The sequence below is a fragment of the Metabacillus sp. SLBN-84 genome, assembly GCF_053629595.1.
In genome coordinates, this window is the sequence record NZ_JBRJIP010000001.1 from 2,251,384 (window position 1) to 2,273,080 (window position 21,697).

Annotated in this window: 24 protein-coding genes and 1 riboswitch; of the genes, 20 read left to right on the forward strand and 4 right to left on the reverse strand. The window is 41.5% G+C overall.

Annotation, left to right across the window (positions count from 1 at the left end):
• Positions 1 to 91 precede the first annotated feature (91 nt).
• The 7 genes from RKD52_RS11510 (at position 92) to RKD52_RS11540 (ending at position 6,322) form a co-directional block, all read left to right on the forward strand.
• Positions 92 to 691, forward strand: a complete 600-nt coding sequence (locus tag RKD52_RS11510; protein WP_454099852.1) for a branched-chain amino acid aminotransferase — start codon at positions 92 to 94, stop codon at positions 689 to 691.
• Between the two features lie 147 nt (positions 692 to 838).
• Positions 839 to 1,873, forward strand: coding sequence for an ABC transporter permease (locus RKD52_RS11515; RefSeq protein WP_454099853.1), 1,035 nt, complete (start codon positions 839 to 841; stop codon positions 1,871 to 1,873).
• Position 1,874: 1 nt separating this feature from the next.
• Positions 1,875 to 2,561 carry an ABC transporter ATP-binding protein gene (locus tag RKD52_RS11520; RefSeq protein WP_454099854.1) on the forward strand — a complete coding sequence of 229 codons (687 nt, stop codon included), beginning with the start codon at positions 1,875 to 1,877 and terminating at the stop codon, positions 2,559 to 2,561.
• Between the two features lie 146 nt (positions 2,562 to 2,707).
• Complete coding sequence (locus RKD52_RS11525) at positions 2,708 to 3,388, forward strand: response regulator transcription factor (RefSeq protein WP_454099855.1); 681 nt, start codon at positions 2,708 to 2,710, stop codon at positions 3,386 to 3,388.
• Positions 3,385 to 4,764: a sensor histidine kinase gene (locus tag RKD52_RS11530; RefSeq protein ID WP_454099856.1), complete on the forward strand. Its 1,380-nt coding sequence runs from the start codon at positions 3,385 to 3,387 to the stop codon at positions 4,762 to 4,764. Before RKD52_RS11525 ends, RKD52_RS11530 begins: the two co-directional genes overlap by 4 nt.
• Positions 4,765 to 4,972: 208 nt before the next feature.
• Positions 4,973 to 6,040, forward strand: coding sequence for a hypothetical protein (locus tag RKD52_RS11535; protein ID WP_454099857.1), 1,068 nt, complete (start codon positions 4,973 to 4,975; stop codon positions 6,038 to 6,040).
• Positions 6,041 to 6,160: 120 nt separating this feature from the next.
• Positions 6,161 to 6,322, forward strand: a complete 162-nt coding sequence (locus RKD52_RS11540; protein ID WP_454099858.1) for a hypothetical protein — start codon at positions 6,161 to 6,163, stop codon at positions 6,320 to 6,322.
• A gap of 12 nt (positions 6,323 to 6,334) precedes the next feature.
• Here RKD52_RS11540 and RKD52_RS11545 read toward each other — a convergent pair whose 3' ends face one another.
• Positions 6,335 to 6,637, reverse strand: a complete 303-nt coding sequence (locus tag RKD52_RS11545; protein ID WP_454099859.1) for a hypothetical protein — start codon at positions 6,635 to 6,637, stop codon at positions 6,335 to 6,337.
• A 229-nt stretch (positions 6,638 to 6,866) separates the two neighbouring features.
• Between RKD52_RS11545 and RKD52_RS11550 the strand changes: the two genes are divergently transcribed.
• From RKD52_RS11550 to RKD52_RS11585, 8 genes are all read left to right on the forward strand, one after another.
• Entirely contained in the window at positions 6,867 to 7,322 is a 456-nt protein-coding gene (locus RKD52_RS11550; protein ID WP_369733240.1) for a cysteine dioxygenase, read from the forward strand.
• Positions 7,323 to 7,369: 47 nt separating this feature from the next.
• On the forward strand, positions 7,370 to 7,687 hold the full coding sequence (locus RKD52_RS11555; RefSeq protein ID WP_369733239.1) for a hypothetical protein: 318 nt from the start codon (positions 7,370 to 7,372) through the stop codon (positions 7,685 to 7,687).
• Between the two features lie 78 nt (positions 7,688 to 7,765).
• The gene (locus tag RKD52_RS11560) at positions 7,766 to 8,140 is read left to right on the forward strand and encodes a nucleotide excision repair endonuclease (protein WP_369733238.1); all 375 of its coding nucleotides are present in this window, start codon (positions 7,766 to 7,768) and stop codon (positions 8,138 to 8,140) included.
• Between the two features lie 122 nt (positions 8,141 to 8,262).
• Entirely contained in the window at positions 8,263 to 9,516 is a 1,254-nt protein-coding gene (locus RKD52_RS11565; RefSeq protein ID WP_454099860.1) for an MFS transporter, read from the forward strand.
• 73 nt (positions 9,517 to 9,589) lie between these two features.
• Positions 9,590 to 9,865 (forward strand): DUF1292 domain-containing protein, encoded by a 276-nt coding sequence (locus RKD52_RS11570; RefSeq protein ID WP_454099861.1) that lies wholly within the window; start codon positions 9,590 to 9,592, stop codon positions 9,863 to 9,865.
• A 465-nt stretch (positions 9,866 to 10,330) separates the two neighbouring features.
• On the forward strand, positions 10,331 to 11,470 hold the full coding sequence (locus RKD52_RS11575) for a HesA/MoeB/ThiF family protein (protein ID WP_454099862.1): 1,140 nt from the start codon (positions 10,331 to 10,333) through the stop codon (positions 11,468 to 11,470).
• Positions 11,471 to 12,670, forward strand: a complete 1,200-nt coding sequence (locus tag RKD52_RS11580; protein ID WP_454099863.1) for a hypothetical protein — start codon at positions 11,471 to 11,473, stop codon at positions 12,668 to 12,670.
• A 161-nt stretch (positions 12,671 to 12,831) separates the two neighbouring features.
• Positions 12,832 to 13,617, forward strand: coding sequence for a phosphatidate cytidylyltransferase (locus RKD52_RS11585; RefSeq protein ID WP_369733234.1), 786 nt, complete (start codon positions 12,832 to 12,834; stop codon positions 13,615 to 13,617).
• A 63-nt stretch (positions 13,618 to 13,680) separates the two neighbouring features.
• Here RKD52_RS11585 and RKD52_RS11590 read toward each other — a convergent pair whose 3' ends face one another.
• A complete protein-coding gene (locus RKD52_RS11590) occupies positions 13,681 to 14,802 on the reverse strand; it encodes an NAD(P)/FAD-dependent oxidoreductase (protein ID WP_454099864.1) in 1,122 nt (373 codons plus the stop codon).
• Positions 14,803 to 14,899: 97 nt separating this feature from the next.
• Here RKD52_RS11590 and RKD52_RS11595 point away from each other — a divergent pair, with 97 nt between their 5' ends.
• Positions 14,900 to 15,853: a VCBS repeat-containing protein gene (locus tag RKD52_RS11595; RefSeq protein WP_454099865.1), complete on the forward strand. Its 954-nt coding sequence runs from the start codon at positions 14,900 to 14,902 to the stop codon at positions 15,851 to 15,853.
• Between the two features lie 385 nt (positions 15,854 to 16,238).
• Here RKD52_RS11595 and RKD52_RS11600 read toward each other — a convergent pair whose 3' ends face one another.
• On the reverse strand, positions 16,239 to 16,688 hold the full coding sequence (locus RKD52_RS11600; RefSeq protein ID WP_454099866.1) for a cupredoxin domain-containing protein: 450 nt from the start codon (positions 16,686 to 16,688) through the stop codon (positions 16,239 to 16,241).
• A 109-nt stretch (positions 16,689 to 16,797) separates the two neighbouring features.
• The gene (locus tag RKD52_RS11605; RefSeq protein ID WP_369733230.1) at positions 16,798 to 17,070 is read right to left on the reverse strand and encodes a hypothetical protein; all 273 of its coding nucleotides are present in this window, start codon (positions 17,068 to 17,070) and stop codon (positions 16,798 to 16,800) included.
• Between the two features lie 201 nt (positions 17,071 to 17,271).
• Here RKD52_RS11605 and RKD52_RS11610 point away from each other — a divergent pair, with 201 nt between their 5' ends.
• The 4 genes from RKD52_RS11610 to RKD52_RS11625 all read left to right on the forward strand — a co-directional run bounded on the left by RKD52_RS11610 (position 17,272) and on the right by RKD52_RS11625 (position 21,693).
• Entirely contained in the window at positions 17,272 to 18,522 is a 1,251-nt protein-coding gene (locus RKD52_RS11610) for a M20 family metallo-hydrolase (protein ID WP_454099867.1), read from the forward strand.
• 85 nt (positions 18,523 to 18,607) lie between these two features.
• Entirely contained in the window at positions 18,608 to 19,294 is a 687-nt protein-coding gene (locus RKD52_RS11615) for a Dph6-related ATP pyrophosphatase (protein ID WP_454099868.1), read from the forward strand.
• A 45-nt stretch (positions 19,295 to 19,339) separates the two neighbouring features.
• Positions 19,340 to 19,521, forward strand: a riboswitch (cobalamin riboswitch).
• 128 nt (positions 19,522 to 19,649) lie between these two features.
• Complete coding sequence (locus tag RKD52_RS11620) at positions 19,650 to 20,192, forward strand: cob(I)yrinic acid a,c-diamide adenosyltransferase (protein WP_454101200.1); 543 nt, start codon at positions 19,650 to 19,652, stop codon at positions 20,190 to 20,192.
• Positions 20,176 to 21,693 (forward strand): cobyric acid synthase, encoded by a 1,518-nt coding sequence (locus RKD52_RS11625; protein WP_454099869.1) that lies wholly within the window; start codon positions 20,176 to 20,178, stop codon positions 21,691 to 21,693. Before RKD52_RS11620 ends, RKD52_RS11625 begins: the two co-directional genes overlap by 17 nt.
• Positions 21,694 to 21,697: the final 4 nt, after the last annotated feature.

The following is a 21,697-nucleotide window of genomic DNA, read 5'->3' on the forward strand; positions in this document are numbered from 1 at the left end:
AGAATCCGCGAGAGGATTCTCTCTTTGTTTCATCTTGTCTGCTGTTGGGTTATGATAAGAAGTGAATTGGAAGTAATGGAGGATATGAACTATGCTGCAAAGTAAAATGAAAACGTATATCCAGCATCTGATTGATGAAAAACCGGATGCGATTGGAATCTATACCACCGAAAAAATGTATGCAGAAAAGAACGGTTTTCTGCCAGAGCACGTGAAACTTGAGGAACCTGATCTTCCCCGTTTTGCAGAAGCGTACCTTGAGCGCGTAAACAAGGAAACAGAGGAGCTGATCTCTGCTGAGAACCCTGAAACCTTCCTTAAGGAAAAAGGTTCATATGTAAGAGTGAACAAATCGGAATTCATCTATATTGAGTCTGACTGGTTTGACTACGTCGGGGCAGAAAACATTTCTTTTGAGCATGATGACGTGTTTTCAACTTATAAGTTCCTGCTTGGTTTAAAATATAAAAAGGCTAAAGGAACAGCGCTAAAAGAAGACTTCTTGCAAAAGGCCGGGGGTAATTCTGAAAAATTCGAGGTTCTTTTCAATGATAAGGACGGAATGTGGGATGTTAATTTTGACTGCAGCTTGCTCGCGGACTTCAGCGAAGAAGATGCACTTGAGGAAATTTTTGAAAAGCTTTACAGCTTTCTTTTTCAGCTTGCAGAAGCATTAGAAAAAAATGAATAGATAAACTTTGTTAAAACCTGCAGCCATGCAGGTTTTTTCTTTTCATTGTTCAATAAAATTCAGTTCAATTGTCATTTACTGTTCATCTTCCGTTCATATTCGATTTATAAACTATGGATGTCGAGATGAGATGGGAGGAAATGAAAGATGAATATTGCTTGGAAAGAAATCAAGAAAAATAAAGTAAGGTTTTTTATTTTAGGTTCAATTGTTTTTCTCGTTAGTTTATTAACATTTATCATATCTGGTTTGGCAAATGGATTATCGCAAGACAATGCTGCCCTCATTAAAGATTTGCCAAAAGGGCATTTTTATATGAATAAAGACGCAGAAGAAACTTATAACCTATCAAAAATAGACAGTGATATACAAAAAGAAATACTAAACAAACAAAAAGATGCTGTGGCATTTTCTATTCAAATGGGTTTTCTAAATGACATGGATGATAAACAGCAAAGCGTCGCCTTTGTTACATCCACTGATTCAAAGTTATTTAGTAATGTTGAAGATGGAGAAATAATTTTAGATAGCTCATTGAAGAATAAAGGTATAAAAGTTGGAGATGCCTTAACTAATCATCAATTTAATGGCGAGTTTATCGTAAAGGGTTTTGTTGATCAAAAGAAATATAGCCATACCCCAGTTGCTTATATAAACATGAAGAATTATCAAGAAATGTATCGAGTGATGGAAATGCAATTGATTTTTATGCCAGGAGGAGATTCTTCACAAGAAGTTACTGGCTTACAATCATTTTCAACCAAAGATTTCCTCGATACAATTCCAAGTTATAATGCAGAACAGATGTCTTTAAATATGATTGTGTGGTTTTTGGTTGTCATTAGCGGAATGTTGTTTGCTATCTTTTTCTACATGATGAACGTTCAAAAAATTGGTTTATACGGTATTTTAAAAGCAATCGGTATGAAAACAAGCAGACTATTTAAAATGATGTGGACACAAATGCTTTTTATTACAATCATTGCACTTACTTTGTCTATTACACTCAGTCAAGTTTTTAATATGGCTGCACCTGAAGGAATGCCTTTCCATTTAACCTTTGAAGCAACAGTACAATTATCTGTCATTTTCCTGATTATCGGTTTTATTGGAGCTACACTCTCAGGTATGCAAATCCAAAAAATCGAACCTTTACAAGCAATACAGCAAGGAGAGGCTTAATATGACAATATTTACACTTGATGAAGTAAGAAAAACATTTACTAATGGTGAAGTAGAGGAAGAAATACTAAAAGGAATTAACCTGTCTCTTAAAGAAGGAGAGGTAACAGCATTAGTGGGTGCCTCAGGATCTGGTAAAAGTACACTCCTTACAATAGCTGCAGGACTGCAGCCTGCATCAAATGGGCACGTTATATTTGATGGTAAGAATATGACTGCCATGAGTTCTGAACAGGTTCGAAAAATACGGGCAAGCAAATTTGGTTTTGTCTTTCAGTTTGCTCATCTTGTTCCTTTTCTCACAGTTGAAGAACAACTCATGCTGATGCTGGAGGTTTCTGAATCAAAATTAAGGAAACATGAACAAAAAAGAGAAGTTAATAGGATCCTAAAACTAGTTGCAATGGATCATCGGAAAAATGCTTATCCATCTTCATTATCGGGTGGGGAGAAACAGCGAGTTGCAATTGCTCGTGCAATGATCCATAAACCTAAAATTCTCTTCGCAGATGAACCAACTGCAAGCCTGGATTCAAAAAGGTCTAAGGACGTTATGTCGTTAATTCGAGAGTTAACTAAAACATTAAATATTACTACATTGATGGTTACCCATGATGCAGAGATGCTTTCATACGTTGACCATGTCATCAAAATGAGTGATGGAATGGTTTTGCAAAACGGAAATTGAAAGCTGGAGGACACATTAATTTAAGTAAAATGTAAATGAACAGCCTGCATATTTCTACGGGGCTGTTTATTTGTTATTATTTACTGAATGTACATTTAATGGTAAAAACTAATATTTTGATTAAATTATAAATAGGGGAATACAAAATGACAACCATTCTAATTGTAGATGACGATATCAATATTTTACAGCTGGTAAATATCCACTTATCCGAAGCTGGATATAAAGTATTTCAAGCAAAAGACGGTACTGAAGCGTTAGGAGTTCTTAATAGAGAAACATGTGATTTAGCAGTAGTGGACGTGATGATGCCTTTTATGGATGGTTATGCATTAACAAGGGAGATTCGAAGGGATTATGATCTACCAGTGATCCTTTTAACAGCCAAGAATCAAATTGAGGATAAAGAAGAAGGATTTAAATCAGGGACGGATGATTATCTGGTCAAGCCATTTGAACCAAAAGAATTACACTTTAGAATTGAAGCTTTATTGCGACGATATGATAAACACTCAGATGAATTTATCATTCGCTTAGGAAATACAACGATAAATAAAAAAAACTATGAGGTTCAGATTGGGGATCGAACGATTCTTTTACCCTTAAAGGAATTCGAACTACTGTATTTTCTGGCTCTCCATTCTATGCAAGTATTTTCTCGTGATCACCTAATAGAACATATTTGGGGTTTGGATTATGAAGGGGATGAACGAACTGTTGATGTTCATGTGAAAAGGTTAAGGGAACGTTTTTCTAAATTGACGGATGATTTTCAAATTAAAACAGTGCGTGGAGTTGGATATGCGCTGGAGGCAAATCGCAGATGAAATCTCTATATGTGAAGTTTGTTGTCATTACTATTGGAATTATGATTTTTAGCGGAATCTTTGCTTTTTTACTCTCCAATACGTATTATCAACAAAAATTAAAACCTTACAATGATCAAAAAAATACAAAAATCGCATTAGATATTGCTGAATTTGCCGAGAACCATCCCGATATAAATCTTAAAGATTATTTGGATAATATCTCTTCCACTGGGTATCAAATTTTCTTGGTTGACAATTTTGGAAATGAATATTATTTTGGTGCACCTTTTAGGGAAAATACTCTGTCTAATTCCGCTAAAGAACAAGTATTAAACGGTGATATTTTTCATGGCATTCTAAATTTTCCACAGGAAACATTCGTCACTGGTTTTTTTGCAAACGAATTGAAGAATACGATTGGTGTACCGTTAACTCATAATAAGGAAAAGTATGCTCTCTTCCTTAGACCGGATATTAAACTCCTTTTTAACGAGATGCATATTTTATTTGCGTGGATGCTTGCATTAATGATTAGTATCAGTATCGTTATGGTTCTTTTTACTGCAAAATATTTAGTGAATCCAATCTCAAAACTTACAACAGCCACAAAGTCACTGTCTAATGGGGATTTTAATGTTGACCTTGATATTACTCGTCATGATGAGTTAGGAGAGCTTTCACGCAGTTTTTTACGAATGGCAAGTAAACTGGAACAAATGGATGATATGAGGAAAGAGTTCATTTCAAATATTTCTCATGATATACAGTCACCGCTATCCAATATAAAAGGATATACAAACCTATTGGAAAGTCAATCAATAAGTCCAGAAGAAAAAAGCAATTACATTTCTATCATCAATGGAGAAATTAAAAGGCTCTCTACATTAACGAAACAATTACTACTTCTTGCTTCGTTAGATCGCGATGAGGATATCATGAAAAGAAAGCCTTTTAATGTTGGGGAGCAAATGAAGGAACTGGTGAAAAGCTATCAGTGGCAAATGGGTGAAAAAGGTATAACGCTCGGTTTTACATTACCAAATGTGGAAATCGTCGGGGACCCTTCTTTACTTCATACGGTTTGGGATAATCTGTTAACCAATGCCATCAAATACAATAAATCAAATGGCAGTATTGACATATCGATTGAAGAGAAAGAAAAATCTGTATTGGTAACCTTTGAAGATACGGGGATCGGGTTGAATGATGAAGAGAAAGAAAAAATTTTTGATCGTTTTTATCGAGTAGATACCGCACGGACGCGTTCAGTTGAGGGAACAGGATTGGGACTATCCATTGTTGCTGCTATTGTTAAACTGCATGGTGGACTGATTCATGTGAAGAGTATGGAATATGAAGGAACGATCTTTGTTGTTGAATTGCCTTTAAGGTAGTATTATCTTTTATTTATTTCATGCATGATCATTCAAATCACTCGGCAAGCGAAAGCGCCTAGATTCTCTGTAAGAACAAATCCGAACTTTTATTCCCGATTCATATCTGCCTATTGAATTTGAGCAAGGCGCTTCCACTTTTGATTTTAGGCGTTCACCCATCCGTCTCTGTTACATATGTTAACAGAAAAGGTGAGAGGATGATTGGATGAGCAGAAAACCGCTTCATTACTTCCCCTGCGGCAATACAGCGAAGGGCTACTACAGTCTGTATGAATCCGTACTGGAGGGCATAAATCAGGTGTTCTTATTAGAAGGCGGGTCAAGAAGGGCAAGGTCTTTATGTATGCAGTCTGTCAGTGAAACTCTGACAGCGAACGGGGAATCACTCGATATCCTCCACTGTCCATTTCATCCGGATTGGCTGGAAGGGCTGCTTATAACCAATAGGGGAATTGCTCTTTTAGATTGCGACGTGTCAGAAATCAGGAAATTTGTTTCTGCCGATGCCATCCAGGTGATTGTTATGGAGACTGAAAACAGCCAATTGCTGTCTGCAGATCGCAAAGGCGGACTTACAGCAAGAGTGGCTGCTGAATATGAAAAAGCATATGCAGCTTTTGCTGCCTCCCTAAAAGCTCATGATGATATAGAGGATATATATATTTCACAAATGGACTTTTCAGAAGCAGATCAATTGGCACAGCGTTTGATTCAAACCTTTTACGGAGAACAGACTGCAGGTAAAAACGCAGTGGTCAAACACCGTTTTTTGGGAGCAGCCACCCCGGATGGAGCGGTAGATTTTGTCCCAAATCTGACAGCACACATAGATAAGCTCTATTTTATAAAAGGCAGAGCAGGATCTGGAAAATCAACGATGCTGAAAAAGATTGCCGCTGCAGGAGCAGACAAAGGGTTCGACGTGGAAATTTATCACTGCGGTTTTGACCCGAACAGTCTTGATATGGTCATTTTACGCGAGCTTGGACTTGCGATTTTTGACAGTACGGCCCCGCATGAATATGAACCGGAAAAAGAGTCGGATGAAATAGTCGATATGTATGATTTGTGCATTGCACCAGGAACGGATGAGGCTTTTTCTGCTGAAATTGACCGAACGACTCAAGCCTATAAAGACAAAATGAAAGATGGAATATCGTATCTTTCTAAAGCTAAAAGTCTGCTTGAGGAGCTTGAGAGAGGAAAGGGCTGTGCGGCTGAAGGACAATTCGAGAGGGTCTGCAGCATCATCGTTTCTGAAATGACCGGATAAGAAAGACCTGGAGCCCTTTAACAGCTCCAGGTTTTTTGGTTATTGAAATGGAAAGCAGTCGCCCATAAAACCGTTCTTTAAAACGAATTATTTAGAAACATGCTTCAGGAGGGTCATAATATGGGCAAACAACAAACAGAACAGGAAGTAAGAGAGCTCGTCATGACTGCCTCACGTTCAGATAAAACAAAGGATGAATTCAGAGTCTTTCTTCAATGGAAAAAACTGCAGTCTGAAGTAAAAAAACAAGCTGATGAAACGTTTAGATCCCTGATGAAATAATCGGGATCTTTTTTATCCTTTTTTTCTTTTTGCGATTTCTTCTGTCACGATAAAAGCCAAGTCATCATTTCCGAACAGTGACAGGACGCCAAGCAGGGTATGATCCGCTATTTCTCCTGCTTCCTCTTTCGGGACAGTGAGCTCGATTGCCTGTTTTAATTCGGCATTTTCAATTTGGTCAGGGTATGCACGCGCATACAGCTCTGCAGGATCCAGATCATTGTTTACGCACCACTGCGCAAAGACAAGGACCATCATTTGCTCATCCCGCTGATAGTTGCGGATGATTTGTTCTTGCGTTTCTTTCGAATTCACATTCATGCTCCTAACTGTTAAATATTCTCCATCACTCATCATATCACATGCAGAAGCCTCATAAGGATAAGTTTTCAGAGCATAGGAATGTAATAAGGCTCAAAAGAGGGAGGAATGCCGCCTGAATCTGTCAGAAAGAATCACCTTTATCCTGGATGGCGTAAAAACAGCTACAGAGGAAGAGCTTTATAAAGCTCTGATTCAATTAAACATTCACAAAGAGGAGCTGATGCCTCTCATAAAAGACGACAGGAGCAAACCCTATTACAGAAAACTTCTTTATAAAAATGAACAGCTTGAACTGCTTGTTATGAACTGGTCTGACCTTGAGTGTGCTCCTCATGACCACGGGCATTCATTCGGGTGGATACAGGTCATAAGCGGTGTGTCCAAAAATACAGTGTATAAGGTAAAAGGCGAAGCACTTCCTTATGAACTCTTCACTGAACTAAAAAGAGAAGGAAAGACTTTTTTTGCACCAAAATTCGGCATACACAAAATGGCTGAGGCCGGCAATACCGGATTGATTACCCTTCATCTGTACGCACCGCCTATCACGGGCATGAAAGTGTACGATTTAGAGAAGTGCGCAGCCTGTGTGGTTTCGGATGACTGCGGAGCATGGTGGCCGGATGACCTCAGGCAACAAGTGAAAGAAATAAAGCTTAAGAGCGCTGCAGACTGAGTCTGCAGCGTTTCATTTTGGGTATAACTATAAAGAGGTGATTAAACATGAGAGTTTTCTTCCATACAGCTGTTCTTTTTCTAACTGGATTCTTCCTGTATGCTGCTTGGACAGGCTTTATAGAAAAAGAATTAACGGTTAACACGCTCAGTGGAGAAATCATGGAAAAAATCCGGGAAGATTCAATTACAGAAACTGGAATAAACGTTCAAAAAAAGGCTGTGTATATGATAAGGTTATCAACCGGGAAGGTGTTTGCCGTTTCGTCATCTGTTTTTGAACGGGTTGAAAAAGGAGAAAACGTGCAGTTTGCTGAAAAAGACAGCCATTTTTACCTGATTGACGGCCGTAAAATCATTTATTAAAAACGGTAGCAATCATATGCGCCAATATGAGATAATACATAAGTTGTTTTAAAAACAAGAATATAGGAAGTGTAATTTATGATAAAAATCGATATACCAAGATCAGACGTTGTACTGACAAGAAACCCCGTAAAAGGACAGCCTGTAGAAGCTCCTCTTAGCAGCGAATACGGCTTTACAGATTACAACAGAATTCCCCGCGATAAAGGCGGAATTTTTATGTTCTTTAATATTAATGATGAGCTTTTGTTTGTAGGAAAAGCACGCAAGCTTAGACAGCGCATTAAAAAGCATTTTGAGGATCAGGTTTCTCCGATCAAAGATCACCGCGATGAAGTGCACGAAATTGCTGTTTGCATCGTTGAAAGCCCAATGGAACGCGAAATTTACGAAACGTATCTGATCAATGAGCTTCAGGCGAAATATAATGTTGAGAAGGTTTTTTATAAATAAGGAAAACAGACATCCGGCGGAGCTGGATGTTTTTTTATTTTTAAGAAAATAAAGATAGGCGATTTCAGGAGATTGTCTTATGATAATAGAAGATCAACTATTTAGTGAGGCGAAATATCTTTATGGTCACTTATTTCCGGGGTTTTAAAACAGACTACGGCTCTTACAGCAGAAACGTTAAATTGGCCATTATGGCTAACATTCTCATTCAGATTGGAATGGGTATTTTTATGACCCTATATAACCTGTACTTGAAGGACCTTGGGTACAGTGAACAGACCAATGGAAACGTCATTGCTCTGACTGCACTTGCTCAGACACTCTTTCTTGTTCCTGCAGGTTTTCTTAGTGATCGAAAGGGAAGGAAGAACATGATGGCTGTCGGGGCCGCTCTTTCTGCTGTTCTGATGATCGGAAGGTCTGTTTTGGAATGGGAGCTTCTTTTGCTTGTCTTCGCTTTTGGCAGCGGTGTCTTTATGTCTTTCATTCAGGTTTCCATGATTCCTTGGCTCGCTGAAAATTCAACTGAAAAAGAAAGAAGCAAGCTTTTCAGTTTTCATTTTGCCGTTATGATGGCAGCCAGCGTCATCGGCAATCTTGCGGGCGGAGTCCTGACCGACCTCTTTACATTTGCGGGCATAAATTCCACAGACAGCTTGAGACTGACCCTGCTGATTGGAAATGCTGTTTACCTGGCCGGACTCTTTCCTGTCATTCTTATGAAAGAAGAAAGAAAATGCCAGAGTCCTAAAAAGCAAAAAGAAACAGGGGACGGCAATCAAAAGTGGAAGCTGGTCATCCTCTTTGTTGGCGCACAGGCCATCATCGGGATTGGGTCAGGTTTAGTCATACCGTACTTAAATCTGTATTTTGCAGACCGGTTTGACATTTCCTTTTCTGCCATCGGAATCATCCTTTCGCTCGGTCAAGGCGCAACAGCGGTCGCGATGCTGATTGGACCTGCCATTGTCAGCAAAATGGGAGAAGTTAAGGCGGTTGTCCTGCTGCAGCTGCTGTCCCTGCCATTTTTGCTGATCACAGGCTTTACAACAAACATTTATCTTGCCGTCATCGGATTCCTATTCCGCCAGGCGCTGATGAACGCAGGCAATCCGATTCAAACCTCCCTCATGATGAGAAAAGTGCCGGATCATCAGAAAGGAATCGCAAATTCTTTAAGCCAGATGGCTTTTTCATTCGGCTGGGCGGCGATGGGTCCTGTGTCTGCTTATGTTGTCGCCGAATATGGCTCCTATTGGGGATATGCCAATGTTTTCAGCCTGACCGGCATCATATACCTGGCAGGCGCCATTTACTTTTACATCGTGTTTAAGGAAGAAAAAACAACTGTGGTTCAAAAAAGAGCTGCTGTCTGAGCTGTATTTCTGCAAGTAAGAAATGGTATAATAAAATGCATGCAAGAAGAATGCTTGAAAGGGGTTCAAAAACATGGAACCAATTGAAATTGGAGAAATCTTCACAATTAGCGACGAGAACAACCAGGAGCACGAGGTAGAGGTGCTTGGCGTGCTGACTGTAGAAGGTTCAGAATACGTTGCAGTAGGGTTTGTGGAAGAAATTCAGGAAGACACAGATGAAGATATCGATATTTACTTCTTAAAGGTAGATGATGAAGGCGATTTTTCTGCGATTGAAACAGACGAAGAATTCGACAAAGTGTCGTCTGCATTTGACCAAATGATGGAAGAAGAAGAGTCAAACTAATACATACCCGGAGCCGTCTGCTTGAGTGCAGGCGGTTTTTTTATGCGAAAAAAGTCGGAATAGCTCAGGCAAAAAGAATCATTTTTACTGTGAAAACAACTATACTGACATAAATAATTCTCGGAGTATTCTAGTTGTCCAACAAGAAGATATTGGTATTTTCCAACATTTTTTCTATTCTTATTTTGACGTAAGCTTTAAAAACAGGTAAAAAGTCACAATAAACAAAATAAATCAAATATTGACATAATTCCCATCATTTCTTACTATTACATTATAATTCAATATTTACATAAATATGGATTAAATAAAAACAGGGGAGGCTGTCAGGATGAAGAAAATTAAAATCAAAAAAGTTGAAAAGCTGGTTGCTCTTGTAAACCATCACGCGTAATGAATAAAAGGCTTTAGGACAAGCATCAGAGTCCCTAAAGCCTTTTTTAGTATAAGGGAGCTGAAAAACAGATGAAACCTGTCTTAAAAACCATTTATACGCCAATCATCGTATTTGAAGGCAAAGTTCAGATCGGCAAAGAGGATGGCAATCTTGAACTTGAGGATCTTGATGGAAGTGTCCAGCACCTGCTGAACCTGATGGACGGTACAAGAAATACCATTGAGCTGGCAAATGAAATGAACATAGATCATGCAGATATACTTGAAATACTGAATGACCTGGATGAATATGGACTTGTTGAAGATGCTTCAGCAATCGAATACACATGTCTAAGTGAAAATGAACTGGAAAGGTACAGATCAAATCTCAACTACTTTTCCAATTTTTCAACCTTGAAGAGAAGCAGATTCACTTACCAGGAGACCTTAAAAAATACAACGGTTGCCTTGCTTGGACTCGGAGGCTTTAGTTTAACAGCAGCTGCACTTGCAGGGATGGGAACCGGCAGAATTATAGGGCTTGATTATGATTCGGTTGAACTCAGCAACCTTAACCGCCAGTTCCTGTACTGTGAGGACGACATTGGGAAACTTAAAACAGAGGCTTCAAGCAATCGCTTAAAAAAGATTAACAGTGAAATTGATGTTGATGTACATAATGTGAAAATTGAAGATGCAAAAAGTCTGCTGCCGGTAATAAAGGAAGCGGATATTGTCATTAACGGGATCGATCAGCCAAGCATTTTATCTACAAGATGGGTGAATTTTGCCTGTGTCAAATTAGGCAAGCCTTACATTCTTGGAGGCATTGGACACACGAGTATTATTCTCCAAAAATATGTTCCTGGTGAAGAAAACGGGTGCTTTGATTGCTATTTGATGAACAGTTTACGGGAAGCACCAGAATTTATCCACCAGCTGAAAGCGGTATACGGAGCTTCTTTTCAAAAGAGAAACACAGCTTTTGCTCCTAATATTGCCATGATTACTGGTCTGGTAACAAATGAACTGGCTAAACAAATTGCGGGATATGAAAGAGCCGAGAATCAATCTTCGTCTCTTGAAATCAGCAGTCTATCATTTGAACGATTATCTGAAAATCTATGGAAAAAAGCAGCGGCCTGTCCGACGTGCAATGGCCATATGAACTCAGATGAGCCTGCAGAACTGAATATAATTCTGGAATTATCTAAAGAAAGCAGGGTCTGAATGAATATAACATTAGATTCTAAAGTAACGGCAAAGCTTTCTGTTCAGGCAGACGGAGAAGAATTTACAGTCGGAGACCCAGTCAGCGGTACATTTATCCGGGTCCCGTATGAAGCTGTTCACATCATTCATATGCTGGACGGTGTCAGAACGCTGAACGAAATTTCTGAACAGCTGAGAAAAGAACAAATGGATGCGGATGTTTTAGATTTTGTCGAAACTCTGCATGAGCTTGAGTTGATCTATTCGATTGACGGGAAGGTCTTTTTAATTCCGCCTGATGAAAAACCTGTCAGCAGATCTCTTTCTGCTGCAGCTTCCTTCATTTTTCATCCGATCAGTCAAGTATGTTATGTCCTGTTTTTTCTTCTCAGTATTGGTATGATTGCAGGTATTCCTGAATTGCGTCCTGACTACAAAGATTTTTGGGTTGCAGAAGCAACAGGGCTAAGTCTTTTGTTATTATTTTTCATTTCCTGGCCGCTGACCATTCTTCATGAACTGGGCCATTATTTAGCTGCTTTAAGACTTGGTATACCGGTTAAATTTAATTTGAGTCTGAGATTTTACTGGCTTGTGGTCGAAGCAGATATGACAGGGCTCTGGTCAGTTTCCAAGCAGAAAAGGTATTTGCCCTATGCTGCAGGAATGGCTATTGATTCTTTTCTTCTTTTTTTATCATTAGCCGGTCAGATGGCGGCTGCAGGATTTGCCTTGAAGCTTTTGAAAATGATTACGCTGCTTCTTGTGATGAGATTTGCCTGGCAGCTTTTAATTTTTCTGCGGACAGATATTTATTTTCTGATCATGAACAAACTTAACATGCCAAGCCTCCATGGATATGCAAAAGAAATAATCACGGGGTATATGCGGAAAAAAGATCGTGCCGAAAGCCTGAAAGAAGAATTATCCGAAAAAGAAATGTCCTATGTTAAAAGCTTTGCATCATGTTACCTTATTGGCGGCATCATTGCAGCAGGACTACTGTTCTTGTATAGTCTGCCAGGGCTTTACACGCTGCTGAAGCAGACAATGGTGCAGCTTTCCGTCTATTCTTTAAACAGCTGGCTATTCTGGGACGGCATCATTACACTGGCTGTCTTATCTGTAAATGCTGTGATTTGGGGCATTGGTGCAGTAAGTAAATATAAAGGAAGCAAAACGAGTACACTACCTATTAGCTCAAATGAAGCGACTTAAACATGCAAAGAGCCACTTGCATGTTTTTTTCATTGGTCTGGCAGCATGATTATTTATGAAAATCGAATTAAAATCACCTTTTCAAAGAATTGTTTTTCGTTTTTCCTTTCTTTATAGTACAATCAATTAATGGAAAAAAAGATAAGGAAGTGTAGCAAAGAATGAAAGAACGTGTGATTACAGGCATCATTATCTTAATTCTGTTCATGATTCCCTTTTATGTAGGGGCATTCTGGTTTACTTATTTGGCACTGATTTTGGCCATTATCGCCTTTCATGAATTAACGACCATTATAAAAATCAGAAAGTACGGCACGAAGTATTTTGTGGGAATTATCGGGATTATCCTTTTGTTCCTGCCGCTGCTGCCGTTTCTGAATGTGACATTTGAAATCATTCAGATTAAAGTGCTGCTGGCACTGGTATTGTTTTTCTTAACCTCAACAATCTTTAACATTGAATATTCCATTGAAAAAGCAGGCACACTCCTGATTGGTGTCCTGTACATCGGATTTGGATTTGTGTTTTTAGCTGAGGCAAGAATTGATGAAGGCTTAATTTGGACCCTCGCCGTACTGATTTCTATCTGGGCAACGGATTCAGGCGCGTATTTCGTCGGGAGAAAATTCGGCAAACGAAAACTTGCGCCAAATGTGAGCCCGAATAAAACCATTGAAGGGTCTGTCGGAGGAATTATCATTGCTCTGATCATAGGTTTGGTTATGCAGGCAAGTTTCCATCCATTTGCATCTTACGGAGAAACGCTTATGCTGATTTTCGTCGTGTCCATTGCCGGTCAGGTAGGAGATCTCGTCGAATCTGCTTTGAAACGTCACTTTAAAGTGAAGGATTCCGGAAAGCTATTGCCGGGTCATGGCGGTATTCTGGATCGTCTTGACAGCTGGATCTTTGTTTTCATCGGGTTGAAGCTGGTTGGACTGATCTAAAAAAGCTATAAAAATAGAAATCCCCCAAGAAGTCGAGTTTGACTTTTTGGGGGATTTCTTTATCTACTCTTTCAATGCACCCGTAATTGGATAATCCGCTAAATCGATTTCGGGTTCTAAACCAAGAGCAAGTCTTGCAAGCTCAAGCCCAAGGTAAGGACCCATCGTCAGTCCGGATGCGCCTAAACCATTTGCAGCAATGAGACCGGTCCAGTCAGGAATCCGCCCGATAACAGGCAAAAACCCAGGGGTAAACGGTCTGAATCCGGTTCTTGCTTCAAGAAATGTGCCTTCTTCGAGTCCTGGAGCGACAGTCACGGCTTTAGAAAAAACATCAAGCATTCCTCCCGCTGTCACTCGCGTATCATAGCCGCTCACATCATCCTCATGCGTGGCGCCTGCCACAATCCTTCCATCATCAAATGCCAGAAGATAATGATTGGCAGGGGGCATAAGAACCGGCCAGTCTGAAGTCTGCTCTGTTTCCATTTTAAAATGAGCAATCTGTGCTTTCTGATAGGTAACCTGAAAATGGATGCCAAGAGGCTGAAGCAGCTCATTTGCCCAGGCACCCGCACAGACAATGACTTCATCCGCTTCAATTTCTTTTCCATTCACACTGGCACCTGAAACCCGGCCACGCTGAAAAATAAGGGCCGCCTCGCCTTCAATCAGCTCTGCACCATTTTTCCGGGCAGCACGGATTAACGCATCCCTCAGAGCTCTGCCATCTACCCGTGCGGCTCCTTCTACAAGAACAGATAAATACTCATCTGACAGGAGAGGGAACATTTCTTTTGTTTCTTCTTTCGTCAGTGGTGTAATGTCTCCAATTTCTGGAGCATCCTGTTTTCTTTTTTCCGTACGCACCATGATTTTTTCAATTTTCTCCGGGTCCTGCTGAAGTATGAGAGCGCCGACCCGCTTATAGCCAGTGCTGGTTTCACCGTCCTGTTTGAGCGCACTAATCAGCTCGGGATAATAGCGGGCGCCCTTTTTGACAAGCTGATACCAGGCTTTATTTCGTCTTTGTGAAACCCAGGGGCAGACAATGCCGGCCGCTGCGTCTGTCGCCTGACCTGCGTCTTTGCGGTCAATCACGGTCACCTGCGCTCCAAGTTTTGATAAATGATAAGCTGCGGAAGCACCCAAAATGCCGGCCCCGATCACAGCAATTTTCTTCATATGTATCTCATCCTTTGCGTCAATTCCACTTATGTACCTATCTCATTATAAAAGAGCATAGGATAAAGTATCAAATCTGATGAAAGCGGGGTGCAGCATGTATCAAGCTGACTATACTGCGATTATTTCACCATTTTTGCCTGCAGGTGCTTATGTGCTTGAAATAACAGAACCTGCGATGCGCAAGGCGGTGCTCGCTGCTGATTTTGATGGCGATCATGCTCTGGAGGTGGCAGCAGCCTACAGATTCCAAAACGATGATTATGTGCTCATATTGAAACATGGAGCACAAGGCTGGTTTCCAGCAGGTCACTTTCAAGGAAAAAGTCGCTATTTCATGGACTTTTACAAAGAAGAAGCAAGATTTGTAGCTGCAGAGGCAGTCGGGGATGTCACAGGAGACGGCATACAGGATACCGTTTTTTTGACGGCATCACAGACTCCTGACAGCCCATTTCTGCAGAACATCACTCTTCAGATTAGAAACGGAGCAACTGGGCAGGTTGAGAAAATCCCGCTCAAAGAAAATGCAGGATATGACCCGACCGTATTTTTAGGAGATTTTACGGGAGATAAAAAAGACGATATCCTCGTCATCATTAATACCGGAGGAAGCGGAGGCCTCATTTATGCTTATATATACACCTATGAAAAAGGACAATATAAACTGATATTTGATGATGAATCATTCAACAAATCAAACACCTATACCGTTACTTACCTTGATCAGTTTAAAGCAAGGGTGACAAGCGCAAATCCCCCGAAAAAATACCTGCTCGATCTCCAGTATAAAGGAAAAGAGTATTTGAGCGAAATCTATAACAGCGACGGGACACTGAAAGAGCCTGTTGAAGGGTGGGTCGCGCCGCTTTCGGGACTGTACCCGGTTGACTTTGAACGCGACGGCATTTTCGAACTGGACACCTATCAGAACATTGCAGGCAGATACAGTGCTGATGGTCTGGGGTACATGATGAATGTTCTGAAATGGGATGGCACATCTTTTAAAACAGACCGGCAGAGCATTGCTGTGTTTGGGGAAGAAACATAAGAAAAGCGGAACAGGCTGTAAAGATACGACAGTTAGATAAATATTGCAGCACTTACGTGACTTTCTGTACCCGAGTTTCTGTTGTTAAACGATGTTTGCAACACTTACGTGACTTCCTGCACCGGAGTTTGTGCTGTTAAACCAGCTTTGCACCACTTACATGCCTTTCTGTACCCGAGTTTCTGTTGTTAAACGATGTTTACAACACTTACGTGACTTCCTGCACCGGAGTTTGTGTTGTTAAACCACCTTTACAGCACTAACGTTACGTCCTGCAAGCTAATTTGTGCTGCTAAACCAGCCATGCATGACCGCAGCACTTAGCTGACTCGGCCGTTTAGCTAAAAAAAGAGAGCTGAATTTTTATCAGCTCTCTTTTAAAGTATTAATCCACAACAATATAAGCAATCATCGGTGCACCCTGGCCATGGCGGGAGTGCGTATCACAAATTAGACGGTAGGTTCCTTCTTCATCAAATTTTAAAGGGATGACCGCTTTTTCCCCTTTTTTGACCACGCCTTTTATGTCTGTTCCTTCGATCCTGAAGGGATGCTCCGCTCCATTTACTCCGTGGATGGTCAACGTAACGTTTTCACCTTTCTGAATCGTAATGGAGCCTGGATCAAAACGGTACGCTTCAATTTTTCGACCGTCATCTGTTTTAGATGTGAATTCTCCGGTCACCATATGGATTTCTGCCTTCTCATCTGTATGCTGTGCGGAAAGGACCTCAGCTGCATCTTGATTCAGATAAAACCAGCTTCCGGAACCAATGAGAGCAAACAAAACAGCAGCAATCACAATCCATTTCTTTTTTATGACGATAAATTTCATAGTTTCCCTCCCAGAGCAGTATTTACCATACTATATGCCCGTCCGGGGGAAACTTGTCTGCTGTTTTTCAAGCGCAAAAAAGGATGTCTCGCAGCAGACATCCTTTTTGTTAATCTTCTGTTAAAAATTCAGGTGAGAACAAATTATATGCATCTTCTTCCTCATCCATTTCCCGATCAGCTTCAGAGTATGTTCTCCTCCTGCGGTTCAGCTCTCTGAATTCAGCTTCGAGGAAATCAGCCTGTTCGTGTGAGAGTTTGATTGTCACTTCATTTTTATTATCATCTGCTGCTTTAAGCAGAACATAACTGTCTGCAAAATGCCTCAGCGTCACATTGCTTAATGTTATTTGCATTTTATCAAGTTCATACCTTGCTTTCATGAAAAAAAGACCTCCAGTGGCCGATATTGGTTATCTCTTTTAGTTTATCGGTTTCATCTGAAAAGCACAATAGACCGGCGGGAAATGGACAAAGTGTAAGAACTTCAATGGAATCCTTTTACATTTAGAAAAATGAAAAATGCTCTGATATCCTATAGTATTAAGACAGAATATTCTATCACTTTTACAGGAGGGTCATACATGCCTGAACAGACACTGACCATCAATAAAACCCGATTAGAAGAAAGAATTCATACACTCGCTGAAATCGGAAAGATTGGCGAAACCGGGGTTTCGAGGCTTGCCTTGTCAAAGGAAGATAAACTTGCAGTTGAAACAGTCAAAGGCTGGATGGAGGAAGCAGGCCTTACAGCACGGATTGATCACTTTGGAAATCTGATCGGCAGACTCGAGGGGAAAAGAGCTGAAGCACCTGTCCTTATGCTCGGGTCCCATATTGATTCACAGCCGTATGGCGGAAGATTTGATGGAGTCATCGGTGTTCTTGGGGCAATCGAAGCCGTCCAGACATTGCAGGAGAACTCGTTTATTCCCGAAATGCCAATCGAAGTTGCTGCTTTTTGTGATGAAGAGGGAGCACGCTTTAATAAAGGGTTATTTGGTGTGAGAGGGATTCTCGGCAAACTTGAAGAAGGAGAACTTGACCGGAAAGATAAAAACGGCATGACACGGAGGGATGCACTGCTTTCATTCGGATGTGATCCCGAGCGCTTTAAGGAGTCAGAGTACGCCTCCGGAAGCATTTCAGCCTATCTTGAGCTGCACATTGAACAGGGACCGGTTCTTGAGGCGAAGGATGCACCCATTGGCATTGTAACGGGCATCTCGGGCCCATTGTGGCTGACAGTTGAGCTTGAAGGCTTTGCAGGCCACGCCGGTTCTGTGCCCATGCATATGAGACAGGATGCTTTAGTGGGAGCGGCAAAGGTCATCGTTGCCCTGAATGATCTCGCTTCAGAAGATCCATCTGCACCTACTGTCGGAACCGTCGGGAGCTTAAAGGTTTTTCCTGATTCACGTAACATCATACCTGAAAAAGTGATGTTTACAGTGGACCTCAGGGATATTCAAATGGAAAGGAGAAATATCATAGAAAATCAGTTGAGAAAACGGCTGCATCTGATCTGCGAGGATCACGGACTGACATATACCGTATCTGAAGACACAAACAGTGAACCGCGCTATTGCTCGGAAGACATTATGGATATTATGAGGGCAGCGAGCAAAGAGATCGGTCTGAATGCGCCTGAACTGATGAGCGGACCGTTTCATGATGCGCTCGCGATGTCTTATGAATGTGACTACGGGATGATTTTTGTCCGCTGCAAGGACGGCATCAGCCATAATCCGAAAGAATATTCAACGATGGAAGATATTTCGCTTGGAACAGAGCTGCTGTACAGGACAGCCTTAAAAATGGCAGTGAAATAACCAAAGCAGTCTATTTTTCTTTTTGACTAAACATTCTGAACCCATCATAATCAAGGCTATACTCTTGATGGGATGGTGGATGGAATTGAAAAAGAAAACAGCTGTATCCTGGAGCGGAGGGAAAGACGGATGCATGGCCCTTCATAAACTTGCAGCCGAGGGGCATGAAATCGCATGCCTTATAACGACGGTTCCGGCTGAAACAGGAAGAACATTCGGGCACGGAGAGAAAATAGATGCGATCAAACAGCAAAGTCTTGCTCTTGAAATACCAGTGCATTTTATATCATGCACCTATGAAAGCTATACGGATCACTTTATCGGTGCGCTGAAAGAGTTGAAGGAGCAATACTCCTTTACAGCTATTGCTTTCGGCGACCTTTATTTGGACGAGCACCGGGAGTGGGGAGAAAAAGCTTCGGCCGAAGCAGGTCTTGAACCGCTTTACCCTTTATGGATGGAAAAAGAGAACGCTATACTTGCACTTCAGCAGTTTGCAGACAGCGGATATAAAGCCGCTGTAATCAGAGTAAGGGATGACAAACTCGATCCATCCTGGCTCGGAATGGAGGTTAATCAGCCATTCATCGACCGCGCCTTAAATACAGACATCTGTCCGATGGGAGAGGCTGGTGAATACCATACATTCGTCTATGACGGGCCACTGTTTACAAAAAAAATCGACATTACGTTCGGGAACGTTCTTCAACTGGAAACGACAAAAAGACTCGAGCTTGAAAAAACCAAATTAAGAGAAAAAACGACAAATTAAAAAAATCTTGATGACTTTTCCAGTTTTATAGATTACAATGAACAAAAAATATGATTCTTTTAAAGTGCCTGAATACTCAGGATAATAGGGAAGCCGGTGGAAATCCGGCGCAGCCCCCGCTACTGTAAGCGCAGATTGAACTGAATCGCCACTGACTCTAATGTCGGGAAGGCTCAGTATTAAGATGAAGCGCAAGCCAGGAGACCTGCTTTAATTGATTTTTGCTTGTTTTTCGGTGGGAAGAACGAGTCAGGACCCCTGTATGCGTTACTTCACTATGCTTATTTAGGCCTTGACTGTCTTCAGTCAGGGCCTTTTTATATTGGTTAAAAAGATGGGAGATGGATGTATGGCGATGAAAAACGAAAAAGGAAGAGTGCTTGTCTACACAGGCAATGGAAAAGGAAAAACGACAGCTGCAATCGGTCTTGCTGTGCGGGCTGCCGGAAGACAAATGAGCGTTTCCATTCTGCAATTTATTAAATCTCCTGAGCGGACATACGGCGAGAGAACAATTTTAAATGCTTTGCCCGGAGTCAGTATTCAGCAGCTCGGTGCCGGATTTACCTGGACCAAAACACCTGAGATTCACCGGGAAGCTTTAAAACAGGCTTGGATAACAGCGAAAGAAACCATTCTGAGCGGGGAAAGCGATGTTGTCATTCTTGACGAAATCAATAATGCCCTTGCCATTCAGACCTTTCCTGTGGACGATGTTCTTCCTCTTGAAGACGTCATTTTGACCATTCAAAACCGTCCCCCTCATGTCCACCTTGTCCTGACAGGCAGAAACGCCAAAAGAGAAATCAGGGAAATAGCTGATCTCGTCTCTGTGATCGATGTTGAAAAGCATTATTACGATGAAGGTGTCGACGCCATATATGGAATTGAATATTAAAGAAAATGGGAAGAAAAAGGCGCTCAGACTCATGATCCAGGGGACTCATTCGGATGCGGGCAAAAGCATTCTGACAACCGCACTGTGCAGGATTTTCAAGCAGGACGGGTATAAAACCGCTCCCTTTAAATCACAGAACATGGCACTGAACTCATACATAACTAAAGACGGCAAAGAAATCGGCAGAGCCCAGGGAGTTCAGGCAGAAGCAGCAGGAATTGAAGCTGACACGGATATGAACCCAATTTTAATTAAACCTTCAGGGGAGATGGAATCTCAGGTGGTTTTTCACGGCAGACCATTTGCTGTCATGAACGCCGCAGTCTACCGGGAAGACTTTTTCAGACTTGGACTTGAAGCGATTAAAAAATCGTTGCACAAGCTGCTGACGAACTATGACGCGGTTGTTATCGAAGGGGCGGGTTCACCTGCTGAAGTTAATTTAAATAACAGGGAGCTCGTCAACATGCGCGTTGCAGAGATTGCTGATGCACCTGTTTTACTAGTGGGAGACATTGATAGAGGGGGTGTTTTTGCAAGCCTTGTCGGAACGCTTCAGCTCCTTCAGGAAAAAGACCGAAAACGGGTTGCCGGAGTCGTTATTAATAAATTCAGGGGAGATCTCACCCTGCTTGAACCGGGGCTCCAATGGTTTGAGGAGTACACGGGAATACCCGTTGTTGGTGTTGTCCCGTATATACCAGATCTTGAAATCGATGGTGAAGACTCCCTCGTCCTCAATCAGTACTCCCGAGGCACAAATCTTGAGGGAGATTTGGATGTCGCAGTTCTTGCATACCCAAGACTGTCTAATTTTACGGATATTGATCCTCTGAGACTGGAAGCTGATGTGAATATCCGGTATGTCCGAAAAGCATCAGAATTCGGCCGGCCGGATCTGATTATTCTTCCAGGCAGTAAAAATACAGCTGAAGATTTGCGATTTCTAAAGGGGACCGGCCTTTTTGACAGAGTGCTGTCTGCTTACAAAAATGGCACCCAAATCATGGGGATATGCGGCGGGTATCAGATGATGGGAGAAAAACTGTCTGATCCAGAAGGCGTTGAATCCGGTATTAGAGAACAGGACGGGCTTGCCATTTTCCCTGTTTCAACTGTCCTGTATGCGGATAAGAAAACCGTTCAGACGGAAGGACCTTGTGCCGTCCCGGGATATGAGGGTTTTTCTCTTTCAGGTTACGAGATACACATGGGACAAACTTTGCTGTCTGATGACCCATCACCATTTTCAATCCAAAAAGGGACCGGTGAAGGGTACGCAAAAGAAAACGCAATGGGAACCTACTTGCACGATGTGTTTCACAATGATGCATTCAGATGGCGCTTTTTGAACAGGCTCCGCAGCAAGAAAGGGCTGCAGCCGATTGAGCGCTCGCTCTACTTTCGCGAATTGAAAGAAAGAGAATTTGACAGACTTGCAGATCATGTAAGAGCTGCACTGGATTTAGATAAAATCTATGAAATCATGAAAAGGAGGTGAAAAA

Bases quoted from the DNA above. Each gene is read 5' to 3' on its own strand.
- RKD52_RS11520 (WP_454099854.1), top strand. From the start codon at position 1,875: ATGACAATATTTACACTTGATGAAGTAAGAAAAACATTTACTAATGGT.
- RKD52_RS11625 (WP_454099869.1), top strand. From the start codon at position 20,176: ATGGAATTGAATATTAAAGAAAATGGGAAGAAAAAGGCGCTCAGACTC.
- RKD52_RS11525 (WP_454099855.1), top strand. From the start codon at position 2,708: ATGACAACCATTCTAATTGTAGATGACGATATCAATATTTTACAGCTG.
- RKD52_RS11620 (WP_454101200.1), top strand. From the start codon at position 19,650: ATGAAAAACGAAAAAGGAAGAGTGCTTGTCTACACAGGCAATGGAAAA.
- RKD52_RS11570 (WP_454099861.1), top strand. From the start codon at position 9,590: ATGGAACCAATTGAAATTGGAGAAATCTTCACAATTAGCGACGAGAAC.
- RKD52_RS11540 (WP_454099858.1), top strand. From the start codon at position 6,161: ATGGGCAAACAACAAACAGAACAGGAAGTAAGAGAGCTCGTCATGACT.
- RKD52_RS11565 (WP_454099860.1), top strand. From the start codon at position 8,263: ATGGTCACTTATTTCCGGGGTTTTAAAACAGACTACGGCTCTTACAGC.
- RKD52_RS11550 (WP_369733240.1), top strand. From the start codon at position 6,867: ATGCCTCTCATAAAAGACGACAGGAGCAAACCCTATTACAGAAAACTT.
- RKD52_RS11610 (WP_454099867.1), top strand. From the start codon at position 17,272: ATGCCTGAACAGACACTGACCATCAATAAAACCCGATTAGAAGAAAGA.
- RKD52_RS11535 (WP_454099857.1), top strand. From the start codon at position 4,973: ATGAGCAGAAAACCGCTTCATTACTTCCCCTGCGGCAATACAGCGAAG.
- RKD52_RS11590 (WP_454099864.1), bottom strand. From the start codon at position 14,802: ATGAAGAAAATTGCTGTGATCGGGGCCGGCATTTTGGGTGCTTCCGCA.
- RKD52_RS11530 (WP_454099856.1), top strand. From the start codon at position 3,385: ATGAAATCTCTATATGTGAAGTTTGTTGTCATTACTATTGGAATTATG.
- RKD52_RS11585 (WP_369733234.1), top strand. From the start codon at position 12,832: ATGAAAGAACGTGTGATTACAGGCATCATTATCTTAATTCTGTTCATG.
- RKD52_RS11510 (WP_454099852.1), top strand. From the start codon at position 92: ATGCTGCAAAGTAAAATGAAAACGTATATCCAGCATCTGATTGATGAA.
- RKD52_RS11575 (WP_454099862.1), top strand. From the start codon at position 10,331: ATGAAACCTGTCTTAAAAACCATTTATACGCCAATCATCGTATTTGAA.
- RKD52_RS11555 (WP_369733239.1), top strand. From the start codon at position 7,370: ATGAGAGTTTTCTTCCATACAGCTGTTCTTTTTCTAACTGGATTCTTC.
- RKD52_RS11595 (WP_454099865.1), top strand. From the start codon at position 14,900: ATGTATCAAGCTGACTATACTGCGATTATTTCACCATTTTTGCCTGCA.
- RKD52_RS11580 (WP_454099863.1), top strand. From the start codon at position 11,471: ATGAATATAACATTAGATTCTAAAGTAACGGCAAAGCTTTCTGTTCAG.
- RKD52_RS11605 (WP_369733230.1), bottom strand. From the start codon at position 17,070: ATGAAAGCAAGGTATGAACTTGATAAAATGCAAATAACATTAAGCAAT.
- RKD52_RS11560 (WP_369733238.1), top strand. From the start codon at position 7,766: ATGATAAAAATCGATATACCAAGATCAGACGTTGTACTGACAAGAAAC.
- RKD52_RS11600 (WP_454099866.1), bottom strand. From the start codon at position 16,688: ATGAAATTTATCGTCATAAAAAAGAAATGGATTGTGATTGCTGCTGTT.
- RKD52_RS11515 (WP_454099853.1), top strand. From the start codon at position 839: ATGAATATTGCTTGGAAAGAAATCAAGAAAAATAAAGTAAGGTTTTTT.